The 12343-nt window shown below is 54.7% G+C and carries 13 protein-coding genes and 1 tRNA gene; all 14 read right to left on the bottom strand.

The features are described from left to right. Nucleotides 1–9 precede the first annotated feature (9 nt). Nucleotides 10–2088 (bottom strand): hydantoinase/oxoprolinase family protein, encoded by a 2079-nt coding sequence (locus OES20_05115; GenBank protein MDH3634068.1) that lies wholly within the window; start codon nt 2086–2088, stop codon nt 10–12. Nucleotides 2089–2192: 104 nt separating this feature from the next. After that, nucleotides 2193–2621, bottom strand: coding sequence for an HIT domain-containing protein (locus OES20_05120; GenBank protein ID MDH3634069.1), 429 nt, complete (start codon nt 2619–2621; stop codon nt 2193–2195). Between the two features lie 11 nt (nt 2622–2632). Next, nucleotides 2633–4147 carry a B12-binding domain-containing radical SAM protein gene (locus OES20_05125; protein ID MDH3634070.1) on the bottom strand — a complete coding sequence of 505 codons (1515 nt, stop codon included), beginning with the start codon at nt 4145–4147 and terminating at the stop codon, nt 2633–2635. Between the two features lie 134 nt (nt 4148–4281). Continuing rightward, nucleotides 4282–4357, bottom strand: a tRNA-Lys gene (locus OES20_05130). Nucleotides 4358–4425: 68 nt separating this feature from the next. Beyond that, complete coding sequence (ybgF, locus tag OES20_05135) at nt 4426–5391, bottom strand: tol-pal system protein YbgF (GenBank protein ID MDH3634071.1); 966 nt, start codon at nt 5389–5391, stop codon at nt 4426–4428. A 1-nt stretch (nt 5392) separates the two neighbouring features. Further along, the gene (gene pal, locus OES20_05140) at nt 5393–5986 is read right to left on the bottom strand and encodes a peptidoglycan-associated lipoprotein Pal (protein ID MDH3634072.1); all 594 of its coding nucleotides are present in this window, start codon (nt 5984–5986) and stop codon (nt 5393–5395) included. 29 nt (nt 5987–6015) lie between these two features. Beyond that, on the bottom strand, nt 6016–7269 hold the full coding sequence (gene tolB / locus OES20_05145; protein ID MDH3634073.1) for a Tol-Pal system beta propeller repeat protein TolB: 1254 nt from the start codon (nt 7267–7269) through the stop codon (nt 6016–6018). 58 nt (nt 7270–7327) lie between these two features. Continuing rightward, on the bottom strand, nt 7328–8302 hold the full coding sequence (gene tolA / locus OES20_05150) for a cell envelope integrity protein TolA (protein ID MDH3634074.1): 975 nt from the start codon (nt 8300–8302) through the stop codon (nt 7328–7330). After that, nucleotides 8302–8718 (bottom strand): protein TolR, encoded by a 417-nt coding sequence (tolR, locus tag OES20_05155; GenBank protein MDH3634075.1) that lies wholly within the window; start codon nt 8716–8718, stop codon nt 8302–8304. The genes tolA and tolR overlap by 1 nt, the downstream gene beginning before the upstream one ends. 11 nt (nt 8719–8729) lie before the next feature. Further along, complete coding sequence (gene tolQ / locus OES20_05160; GenBank protein MDH3634076.1) at nt 8730–9401, bottom strand: protein TolQ; 672 nt, start codon at nt 9399–9401, stop codon at nt 8730–8732. A 44-nt stretch (nt 9402–9445) separates the two neighbouring features. After that, nucleotides 9446–10465 carry a Holliday junction branch migration DNA helicase RuvB gene (gene ruvB / locus OES20_05165; GenBank protein ID MDH3634077.1) on the bottom strand — a complete coding sequence of 340 codons (1020 nt, stop codon included), beginning with the start codon at nt 10463–10465 and terminating at the stop codon, nt 9446–9448. After that, entirely contained in the window at nt 10462–11064 is a 603-nt protein-coding gene (gene ruvA / locus OES20_05170; protein ID MDH3634078.1) for a Holliday junction branch migration protein RuvA, read from the bottom strand. Before ruvA ends, ruvB begins: the two co-directional genes overlap by 4 nt. Next, on the bottom strand, nt 11061–11585 hold the full coding sequence (gene ruvC / locus OES20_05175) for a crossover junction endodeoxyribonuclease RuvC (protein MDH3634079.1): 525 nt from the start codon (nt 11583–11585) through the stop codon (nt 11061–11063). Before ruvC ends, ruvA begins: the two co-directional genes overlap by 4 nt. Next, nucleotides 11585–12331, bottom strand: coding sequence for a YebC/PmpR family DNA-binding transcriptional regulator (locus OES20_05180; GenBank protein ID MDH3634080.1), 747 nt, complete (start codon nt 12329–12331; stop codon nt 11585–11587). Before OES20_05180 ends, ruvC begins: the two co-directional genes overlap by 1 nt. Between the last annotated feature and the right edge of the window lie 12 nt (nt 12332–12343).

The raw sequence follows: 12343 nt of genomic DNA on the forward strand, positions 1-12343 counted from the left end.
GGTTCGCTCCTAGGTCTGTTGCACGACATCGATACAGCCATCCGACTGGCGTAGCGCCTGGCGGCTGGTCGGCAAAATAATCGTGGTTTCATCTTCCGTGATCGCAGCGGGTCCCGGCACCAGGTCGCCGGGTAACAGGCCTGAACGCGGCACTATTGAAGACTCCACGTGCTGACCTACGGCAGGGTCGAATATATTTCTGTGACCGTTGGCCGGCACCCTGGCGCCTGCCGTAAGTGCCTGCGTCGCTTCAACTTTTTGCGCCAGCGTGGTCGCGTTCGCAGACCAGACCGTAATCTCGATATCCATGCCCTCCACGGCGCGGCCAAACAGCGCTATGTAATCCTGTTCAAACAATTGCTGATAGTTTGATGCATCCGGCTGCGTCGCCTGTTCTGTACTCAGCACAACTGGAATTTCCTCGCCCTGCCCGGTGTAGCGCATGTAGGCTTTATATTCAGACTGGATGGTGGCGTTTGCATCACAGGAACGCACAAATGCAGTCGCCTCCGCTTCCAGGTCCGCTAAAAGGTTTCGAACCGTGTCCGGTTTGAAATCGGCCAGGCGCATGTAAACGCTGCGATTTGCCTCGAAACTGAACGGTGCCCGCAGGAAGCCGATAGCGGAACCCACACCGGCACCCGGTGGTACCAGCAGACGCTCAACCCCCAGTTTTTCGCACAGGCGACCCGCGTGCAGCGGCGCGGCACCTCCAAAGGCGATCATGGTGTACTCGGACAGGTCCTCGCCATTTTCGACGGCATGGACGCGAGCAGCATTTGCCATGTTTTCATCGACTACTTCGGCAAGTCCGTAGGCTGCGGTCAGGGCGTCCATTTCGAGAGGTTTACCGAGCGTGTTCAGTAATGCATCGGCAGCACGTTGAGCGTCAAGCTTTATCGAGCCACCGGCAAAATTATCGGGGTCGATTTTTCCCAGTACCAGGTCGGCATCGGTGACCGCGGGTCGCTCGCCACCGAGACCATAACAGGCCGGGCCCGGCTCGGAGCCCGCGGACTCGGGCCCAACCCGGATCTGGTGCATCGTATCCACGCGCGCCAGCGAACCGCCACCTGCTCCAATCTCGACCATGTCAATCACCGGGATTGAAATCGGCATACCCGAACCTTTTTTGAAGCGATAGGTCCTGGCGACTTCGAATACGCGGCTGGTTTTCGGCGCCTGGTTCTTGATCAGGCAAATCTTGGCGGTGGTGCCGCCCATGTCGAAGGATAGAACCTTATCGAGACCATATCGAGCAGCGATATGCGCCGCAAAAACGGCGCCACCCGCAGGACCGGATTCAACCAGCCTGACCGGGAACTCCGCTGCACTTTCAATGGAGATGATGCCGCCACCCGAGTGCATCAGAAAGATTTTGCAGGCGACACCCTCATTCTGCAGTTGCCCGCCCAGCCGATCGAGATAACTTTTCATCATGGGCTTGATGTAGGCATTGGCGACCACAGTGTTGAAGCGCTCGTATTCGCGCATCTGGGGCGATACTTCCGATGACAGTGAAACCGAGACCCCCGGAATGGATTCGGCGAGCACGTCGCGAATCATGGTTTCATGGCGATCATTCAGGTAGGCGTGCATCAGACCTACCGCGATGCTCTCGTACCCTGCCGGTTTAATTTTTTCTGCCAGCGCCTCGACTTCAGAACGCTGCAATGGTATCAGCACGTCACCGTTGGCGCCGATGCGTTCCTCGACGGTATAGCGTTGCTGGCGCGGTAACAACGGTTCGGGCAGCGTCAGGTTGAGATCATACTGCTCAAACCGCGACTCGCTGCGCATTTCGATAACGTCGCGAAAGCCCCGGGTTGTAATCAACGCGGTCCTGGCACCATGTCGCTCGATCAAGGCGTTGGTCGCCAGGGTCGTACCGTGAATAATCTGCTCGATCTGGGCCGGTTCTATCCCGGCCTGGTCGCAAACCTGCTTCATGCCCGCGATAATCGCGTCTTCGGGTGCAATGTAGGTGGTCAGTACCTTGGTCGAAAATTGCCGGGTACCGACTTCGAGCACGACGTCGGTAAACGTCCCCCCGATATCGACACCCATCCGAATTGACGATTGATTCATTGTTTCCCGTATCTGCGATTAGCCGTGCTTATCAGGTGAGCAGTGTAAAACGGGACAGGTCACAAGCGCCAATTATTTAATCGAAATCACCCTGTAACGCCCGATCAGCGCCCGCTAACCGCCTCGTAGCCCTCGAGTCCCGAGTTTACGAAATTCGATCTGATTTCATCGACTGCGCGATCATCATAGGGCAGCGCCGGCACTTTCCCCCACACTGGTGCCGGCCAGGCAGGGTCCGACACGTAGCGTACGACATGGTGCAGGTGTAGTTGCGGAACCTGGTTGCCGAGTGCGGCCAGATTGAGTTTCTCGCCGTCGAAAGTGCGCATCAGGAAATCGGACAGTCGGCAGGACTCGTCCATCAATTGCGTACGGTCTGCCCGTTCGAGTTGGTAGATTTCACGAATATCTTCGCGATCAGGAACCAGGATAAACCAGGGATAATTGCGATCGTTCATTAACAGCAAATGACACAACACAAATCGTCCGAGGTAGATGCAGTCTGCTTCAAGCTGGTCATGTATTGCGGCCATGCTGCCTCCGATCAAGCATTTTTCTGTTGGTGTTGGCGTTGGCGTTTATTCGCCACACCCGTGCGGGTAACGATCTCGAGCCCCGGGTTGTCCAGATCAAGGATCCCTTTTTGCCCGGACCGCCTGTAATCTAGCTCTAATGCCGGGCGGACCCGGTCTGGTCGAAGTTTCAGTGGCCCGGTCAGTGCCTTAAACAGCAACGCGTACAGTCGGCGCAGCGAGATTTTCCAGGTGCTGCCCGCGAGTTCATACAGGCAGTCGCTCAGCGCGAGAAAGTTTTCGAAGGGTTGCTCTGCCAGTACCAGTGGCAGGGTATTGCCGAAGCGACCCGAGTTTCCAATCATGTCCCAGAATCGTGCGAAGCGGCTGATGCGCTGCATGGTCGCAAAATCAATATCCCGGGTACTCAGGATGTTGTAGGGGGCCACCGGGTTATAGCGCATTTGATATTCATCGACGCGTCGATTAATCGGGGCTCCGCGCAGACGTTTGAGAATGCCAAGCTGTATTTCCTGCGGGTTCAAAGCCACCAGCTGATCAAAACTCCGGGCAAAATTTTCCAGTGAATCTCCAGGTAAACCGAATATGAGGTCAGCATGTAGGTGAGCCCCGGTGTTTTCACGTAACCAGCGCAGATTATCGCAGGTATTTCTGTTGTTCTGCCTGCGGCTGATGATTTGCTGGATTTCGGGATCGAAGGTTTGCACGCCAATTTCGAACTGCAGTGCTCCGGGCGGAAACCGGGTTAGAACCTGTTTCAGCTGCTCCGGCAGGTAGTCAGGTATAACTTCAAAATGCAGGTAGAGATCATCGTCTATTCGCTGCAGGAAAAACTCCAGGATCGCAATGCTGGTGCTGATCTTTAAATTGAAAGTACGGTCAATGAACTTGAAGTTGCGCGCACCCCGTTGGTACAAGTCATCCATGGCATCGAGAAAGCGTTTTAACTCGAACGGTTTTGCCGTTTTATCCAGCGAAGACAGGCAAAATTCGCATTTGAAGGGACAGCCACGCGACGCCTCGACATAAATCAGGCGATTGCGAATATCCTCGGTGTTGTAATAGGCGTAAGGCAACTCGAGCGTATCGAGGCTGGCCGTTACCCCGGCAATGATGCCCGGTGCTACCGGCTTTTCGCCGAGCAGGTCTTCGCACAATTCACGAAAACTGGTTTCTCCCGGACCCGTAATAATGTAGTCCACCAGCTCGGTGAGTTCAGGCAAGTCATCGGCGAAGCTGACTTCGGGGCCACCCGCAACAATAATGGTTTGCGGTGAAACCTGCTTCAGTAAAGCGATAACTGCCGTGGTTTCGTTTACATTCCATATATAAGTACTGAAGCCGATTATTCTCGGCTCTAGCGCGAGCAATTGCTCGACGATATCGATGGGCCGCTGCTGGATCGTGAATTCCCTGATTTGCACAACCGATTTCAGGGCACCCAGGTTCGCATACAGGTAACGCAAACCGAAAGCACAATGCATGTAGCGTGCATTCAGCGTGGTCAGCAGAATTTTATGATTCATCGGGTTGTATCAGCACATTGCTGTGAGCAAAGAGGACAAGTATTGGAACCAGGCAATCCAGTTCGGGCAGTATATCGATTAAAGCCGCGATATTAAGGCCTTTTTGCCTGTCGGAGCCAATTACGGGGAAAAAGTGGTGGGGCGTGGGCGGCTCGAACGCCCGACCACCTGATTAAAAGTCAGATGCTCTACCAACTGAGCTAACGCCCCCCCGGGAAAGGTCTGGAATAATACCGATACGCGGACCGATTTCAAGCGAATTCTAAAAGGCGATAATGTTAGTGGCCTTCCTTACGAATACGATCCAGCCGCTTGGCGGCCAGGCTTGCCGCGGTCGTTTTCGGAAATCGCTTGCTCAGATCCTGCAGTATTGCCTTGGACTGATCGAATTGCTTGCGTTCGTAGAAGGTATAACCGAGTTTCAACATCGCGTCCGGCACCTTGTTACTGTTCGGGTAGCTCTTGAGCACCTTTTCGAATTCGATTATGCCCTGGTCGAAGTTGCGCGTTACGTAATGCGCCTCGCCAAGCCAGTACTGTGCGTTACCGGAATAACTGCTGTTGGGATACTTGTCCAGAAAGGTCTTGAGTTCGGTCTTGGCCTTTTTGTATCGACCCTCCTTCAGGACATCAAATGCCGCCTGGTAGGCCTCTTTTTCGGCACTCTGTGTCACCGACGGCGTTTGCGAGATTGACGCGGTCGTTGATTCGGTCGTTGTTACCGGCTCGGGCAACGACGGCTCCACTGACGGCGTTTGTTGGCCGGCTGTCGATGAGGTTCCGGCCGGAGGCGTGGTCGCAACCTGGGGCAGGGTTACCTGGCCGCTGGAAGCCTGCGAACCGGCGCCGCTTTCCAGGCCCCGCAGGCGTCGATCGATATCGAGGTATAGTTCACGCTGGCGTTTTTTGATCTCGGTGATATCGTTACCCTGCACTTCGATATCGCCGCGCAGCAAACCAACTTCTTGCGATATCTCGTCAACCTGCTGAATCATGTCCAGCACTGCCCGGTTGTCGATCAGACGGCCCAGACGAGACATTTCTTCAGACAGCTTCTTCAACTGGGTCTGTACCGCCGACAGCTTGGTATCGGAACGCTGTGACAATTCAGTCAGGCGTTCGACCCGCAGCGTCAATTGTTCGGGGGTCAGGGTGCCTTGCGCAAATGCCGCGGTGGTGAATAACCCGGCCAGCAGGCTACCGGCCAGGGTAACCTTGCGAATCGAACCTATCGCCGCACTCATATCAATTCACCGTATAGATCAATTCAACGCGGCGGTTTTTGCTCCAGGCCTCCTCGGTGTGACCCGACATTGCAGGTTGCTCTTCGCCGTAGCTCACGGTATCGAGCTGATCGGTCGAAGCACCCTGAAACAGCAGAACGCGCCTAACCGACTGGGCCCGTCGATCACCGAGGGCAATGTTGTACTCACGGCTGCCGCGTTCATCGGCGTGGCCCTCGAGGCGCACAGTTACTACACCGTTACCGGCGATAAAACTGCCGTGAGTTTCGAGGATCTGGATCGACTCGCTGCTCAGCTTGGCGCTGTCAAACTCGAAATAAATAGTGCGACTTGCCAGCGCGCCTTCGGTTTGTTCGAGCATTGCGATTGCGTCAATCGGCGCACCATCCGCGATCGAAGTTCCATCACCGGCCATATCGTCACTAATACCGGTTGCATCCGCACCACCGCTGATGCTGCCGTCATCGGCCATCCCGGTCTGATCGTCTATCGGTGCGCCATCAATCATCTCTTCCTGCGTGGTGGCACAGGCGCTGACAAAGATCGCTACCAGTCCGGCGATCATCCATGGTTTCATTCGGTTACGTAATTTCATTTCTTTCCTGCTCCATTCGTGTTCAGTGGTTACTTACTTTCAAAAGGCCCCCAAACCGGTTCGCGTATATCGCCGGCCTGGTCGGATAACCTGTGTTTTGCGCGCCCGTCAATCGAAACCGCGTACAGGTAGCCCCTGTTTCCGCGTGTCGATGCATAGAGCACCATTTTGCCATTCGGGGAAAATGAGGGTGATTCATCGAGCGTACTGTCGGTGAGTACCGTCAAATTACCGGTTCCGCGTTCATACTGCGCTATTTTATATTGCCCCTGCTCGCCATGCACCATCGCAATATACTTGCCGTCAGGCGATAAACTGGCGGCGGTATTGTAACGGCCTTCGAAAGTCACGCGCTTCGGCTTGCCGCCATCCACGTTAACACGGTATAGCTGCGGTGATCCTGCACGGTCCGAGGTAAAAATTATCGTCTTGCCATCACTTGCCCAGACTGGTTCGGTATCGATGGCACGATGGGTAGTCAGGCGCTTGAGGCGCTTGGTAGCCGTATTCAGGGTATAAATGTCCGGGCTGCCATCCTTGGACAGGACCAGCGCCAGGAACTTGCCATTCGGTGACCAGCTCGGTGCGCTATTCAAACCCTTGAAGCCTGCAACCTTGGAACGCCGCGCGGTGGCGAGGTGCTGGATGTATATCTCCGGGCGTTCATTTTCGAACGAAACGTAGGCCAGGGACTTACCATCAGGAGACCAGCTCGGGGACATGATCGGCTCATCTGATTCGAGCACATTCTGGGCATTGAACCCGTCGGTATCGGCAACCTGCAGCACGTACTTGCGCGCGGCATCCTTTTGCGCACGTACGAAAGCGATGCGGGTATTGAAGGCACCGCGAGTACCGGTGATTTGCTCGTAAATATAATCGCTGATCTGGTGTGCGCGTGAACGCAGGTTACGTTTCCTGGCAGGCATACTGCGACCCAGAAGTTGCTTTTGCTTAAGCACGTCGAGCAGCTGGAATTCTATGCTGTAAAGCCCCGGAGATTTTTCCAGCACGCGTCCAACCACGAGATAATCCTGTCCGACTTTACGCCAGCGGGCATACTGCACCTGGTTGCTATAATGCGGGTTAGCCGGCAGTTTGGAGCGGCTCATGGATTTCAATACGCCGCTGCGATTCAGATCACTGGCGACAATCTCGGCCAGGTCGACCGGCAGTTTACTGCTGAGGCGCGAAGTGTCAAACGGGACAACCGCGATCGGCAACGCACCTTCTACACCGCCGGTAATTTCGATGGTCAGAGCAGCTTTAACAGTCAATGGCATAAGCCAGAGGATTCCGGCCAACAGGTATGTTATTGGATGCTTCATTTATGTGTAATTTTTACTCGGGCCTAAAATTAAAGTTCAACTCTCGCTCGAACAAGGACGGGTCCCCTGGCTTCGGCAGGGGCTCTGCCTTGTACACTGCATTTTCGATCGAAGCGCGATATGTTGCGGTACTGCCTTTACAGGTACCGAAGGTGACATCGAGAATTATGCCGCCCGGCCCTTGCAATACCCTGACCCAACATTCGGGTATTTTCTCACTTCCGGCCGGTCTAATCCAATTCCGCTTAACCTTTTGAAAAATAGCCAGTTTATAAGCTTCCCGCAATGAATTGAGCCGGCGCTCGTTTTCCTCGGCCAGTAGCTTGGCCTTCAGTTCCGCCTCCTTGCGTTTTTGTTCCTCCTCGGCAAGACGACGTTCTTCGGCTTCCTTACGTTTGCGCTCTTCCTCGGCCTTGCGTTTCTCCTCGGCCTTGCGCTTTTCCTCGGCGATACGTGCTTCCTCGGCTTTACGCTTTTCCTCGGCGATACGTGCCTCCTCGGCTTTGCGCTTTTCCTCGGCTTTGCGCTTTTCCTCGGTTTTTTGTTTTTCTTCAGCCTTGCGCTTTTCCTCGGCAACACGTGCCTCCTCGACTTTGCGCTTTTCTTCCGCTTTCTTTTTCTCGGCGACCTTGCGCTCGGCTTCTTTCTTGCGTTTTTCTTCGGTTTCCTGTTTGCGCTTCAATTCTGCTTTTTTCTTCGCTTCCTGCTGACGTTTCTCTTCTGCCTCTATTTTCTTCTTCTCGGCGAGTTTTTTAGCCTCGAGCGCTTCCCGTTTACGCTTTTCTTCAAACTGCTTTTGCTCCGTTTTCGCATCAAGCTGCTGTTGATCAACTACCTCGGCCTTGACGGTCTTGGCAACGGGTCCCGCTTTCATGGTTTTCGGCTTGTCGACGAAGGTGAAATTGATGATCATTGCTCCGATAACCAGCGCGTGAAATACAAGTGAAACGACCAATGCCCGGGGATGTTTGCGTAACTCCGATAGCACTAGGGTTTTTCCTCCGGTTCGGTCACCAACCCGACTGACTCCACGTTTGCCTGCTGCAGCAGTACCAGCGTTGCCACGACATTCTGGTAGGGACCATTGGCGTCGCCGCGCACCATGACCGGTCGTTTCGGTTCCCTGGATAATGCTGCCTTGACTTGCTTGATCAACGCTTCCTCGCTGATCTCGTTGTCGGGTTTCAGCGCGATATTGAGGAACATCATTCCCCGTTTATCGACCGTAATGACGATAGGTTCCGGGCTTTCTGCGTCCAGTGGATTTGCCGGTGCGGTGGGCAGATCAACCTCGACGCCCTGTTTTAACAAGGGTGCCGTCACCATGAAGATGATTAACAGCACCAGCATGACGTCGATGTACGGTACTACATTGATCTCGGAAACTGAGCGGCGCTTCTTCACAACTGTAGTCCTTACTTTGTTGACTGGGCCTGACGCTGCAGGATACCTGTAAATTCCTCGAGAAAATTCTCGTAGCGCACGATCATCGCGTCGATTTCACTGGTGAACTTGTTGTAGGCAACCACTGCTGGAATTGCCGCCAGCAGTCCCATCGCCGTGGCAATCAGGGCTTCCGAAATACCGGGTGCAACCATCGCAAGCGTGGCCTGCTGCACACCGGCAAGGGCACGGAACGACTCCATGATGCCCCAAACGGTACCGAACAGCCCAACGTAGGGGCTGACCGAACCTACTGTTGCCAGGAACGGCAGATTATTCTCGAGCATTTCGATCTCGCGCGACATTGAAACCTTCATCGCACGATGCGCCGAACGCACGACTTCACTGTTGCCGAGGTCAGCCTTGCGGGCGCGGGCAAACTCCCGAAAACCGTTTTCAAAAATTGCCTCGAGACCGAAACGCCGGTCCTGGCGTACGCTCATTTGTGCAAACAAATCGCTCAGGTTTATTCCGGACCAGAAACGGCCTTCAAAGGTCTTGGCCTCGACCTGTGACTGGCGGATATAACCCCGCTTGACATACATTAATGCCCAGGAAAGTACCGAGGCCGCAAGCAGCAGTATCATCACCAGCTGCACCGGTATACTGGCGTTCATGATAAGCGTTAACAGTGAATCATTCATAGCGTTAGTTCATCTGGTTTTTAAGGATTAGTTGCAGGGCCCGGCTATAACTCTATTTCACCCTGTTTTGAATGTTTAAATCCGAAATGCGAGTACGCGCGCGATGTTACCACACGCCCTCGCTGGGTACGCATCATAAAACCCTGCTGTATCAGGTAGGGCTCGATCACATCCTCGATAGTACCGCGCTCTTCGCCGATCGCAGCCGCAAGACTCTCCACGCCGACCGGCCCACCATCAAACATCTCGATGAGGGCAAGAATCAGGCGACGATCCATGTGGTCGAGCCCGGTTTTGTCGACCTTGAGCATGTCCAGCGCAGCGCAGGCAATCTCGGCGGTGATCGTACCGTCAGCCCTGACCTCGGCATAGTCACGCGCGCGTCGCAGCAGTCGATTGGCAATACGCGGCGTGCCACGCGACCGACTGGCAATTTCACTTGCGCCTTCTGCTTCCAGCTCGATGCCGAGTAAGCCCGCGGAGCGCATAATGATTCGACCCAGTTCCTCGGCGCTGTAGAATTCAAGGCGATGCACAATCCCGAAACGATCACGCAGGGGCGATGTCAGCAGCCCCGCACGCGTGGTTGCTCCAACCAGCGTAAACGGGGGCAAATCCAGCTTGATCGAACGCGCTGCCGGTCCTTCGCCTATCATGATATCGAGCTGAAAGTCCTCCAGCGCCGGGTAGAGTATTTCCTCGACCACGGGACTGAGGCGATGAATCTCGTCGATAAACAGCACGTCATGCGGTTCGAGATTGGTTAGAATCGCGGCAAGATCACCAGCCTTCTCCAGCACCGGTCCTGACGTCTGGCGCAAATTCACCTGCATTTCGTTGGCGATAATATGCGAGAGGGTGGTTTTACCCAGGCCCGGTGGGCCGAATACCAGTACATGATCAAGCGCCTCGCTGCGTTTTATCGCGGCCTGAACAAAAATACTCATCTGTTCGCGAACTTCATCCTGGCCGACGTAATCACTGAGTAGCCTGGGTCGCAGCGCACGATCCAGCGATAACTCCTCTGCGATCGCTTCCGGGTCGATCAATCGATCTTCGTTCATGCCTTAACCGACGTTTGCAACGCCTTTTTGATCAATTCCGAGGCGCTCGCTTGCGTTCCGTCCTGCTGCTGTACCCGACCGATCATCTTTTCTGCATCGGCCGGCCTGTAACCCAGTGCCTGCAGGGCTTCGATGGCCTCGCCCATGATCGAATGCCCGCCAGATGAAACCTCGGAAGCAGGCGAATCGCCCGCCAGGACCTCGACCTTGTCCCGCATTTCAATGATCAGTCGCTCGGCCGTTTTTTTACCAACTCCCGGCAATCTTGTCAGCATCGCGACGTCGTTATTCAAAATGCAGAGCCCGAACTGCTGACCATCGATTCCGGACAGAATCGTCAGTGCCATTTTCGGGCCAACGCCATTAATCCGTATCAGCTGTCGGAACAGTTTGCGTTCCTGCTCGTCTTTGAACCCAACCAGACTGTGGGAATCGTCCTTAACCAGCAAATGCGTCCAGATTGATATCCGATCGCCGACTTCGGGTAGCCGGTAAAATGTCGTCATCGACACATCGGCTTCGTAACCCACTCCGTTGCAGTCGATCAATATTTGCGGAGCACGCTTGGCGGCCAGTATACCCGTCAATCGACTGATCATCTTCGGCGACTTCTCCTGCGCTTAAGTAAACTGGCGTCGATACCCGTTTTCTGACGCGTAGCATAAAATTGTGCATGACAGATAGCAATTGCCAGGCCGTCGGCCTCGTCAGCCTTCAACTGCAGACGAATGCCGAGCAAACGTTTCACCATGTGCTGCACCTGCTCCTTGTTGGCAGCACCCGAGCCGACAATAGCCTGCTTGATTTCTCGCGGGGCATATTCGGCAATTTCAAGGCCGGCCCGGTAAGCGGCACAGATAGCGGCACCACGCGCCTGGCCAAGCTTCAATGCGGAATCCGGGTTACGCGCCATGAAAACGTTTTCGATGCTCATCTGTTCTGGCCGGTGTATTTGAATCACATTTTCGATTTCATTAAAAATACAACCCAGGCGTTGTGGCAGGCTATCGCCGCTGACCCGGATATTGCCACTGTCGATATACCTCAAGCGATTAGCCTGATTCTCGACGAGACCAAAACCGGTAGTACGTGATCCAGGGTCAATGCCCAGGATAATCATTAAGCCTGGGCCTCGTACGCTTCCTCTGGAATTTCAGCGTTGTAATAAACATCCTGCACGTCATCCGAGCTTTCCAGCAGGTCGACCAGGCGCAGCACCTTCTGGGCGTCCTCTAGATTCAGCTCGGCATTGGTGAACGCGCGCATCGTCAGGTCCGAATCGCCCGGTTCAAGCCCAGCATCCGTCATTGACTGCTTCACGGTCACGTAATCTTCAGCCGCGGTGAGCACTTCGATACTACCATCATCGGCAACTATGACATCGTCTGCGCCCGCTTCCAGCGCGGCCTCCATGACACTGTCTTCGTCATGCTCGGGTGAATAGAGCAGCACGCCCACATTATCGAACAGGTAAGCCACCGAACCGCTCTGCCCGAGATTTCCACCCGCCTTGGTAAAGGCATGACGGACCTCGGCAACCGTACGATTTCGATTATCGGACAGGCAATCGACGATCACCGCCACACCTGCTGGGCCGTATCCCTCGTAACGAATTTCCTCGTAATCGGAACCATCGAGTTCGCCGGCACCACGCTTTACCGCGCGTTCGATGGCATCCTTGGGAACCGATTGGGACTTGGCCTTGTCGACCGCGGTGCGTAACGACGCATTGGCATCGAGATCTGATCCACCTGCCTTGGCGGCAACGACAATTTCCTTGATCAAACGGGTAAACAGCTTGCCGCGCTTGGCATCCTGCGCTTTCTTACGGTGCTGAATGTTTGCCCATTTGCTGTGACCCGCCACTGTTTCAACCTC

The organism is Gammaproteobacteria bacterium (assembly GCA_029862005.1).
GTDB lineage: Bacteria > Pseudomonadota > Gammaproteobacteria.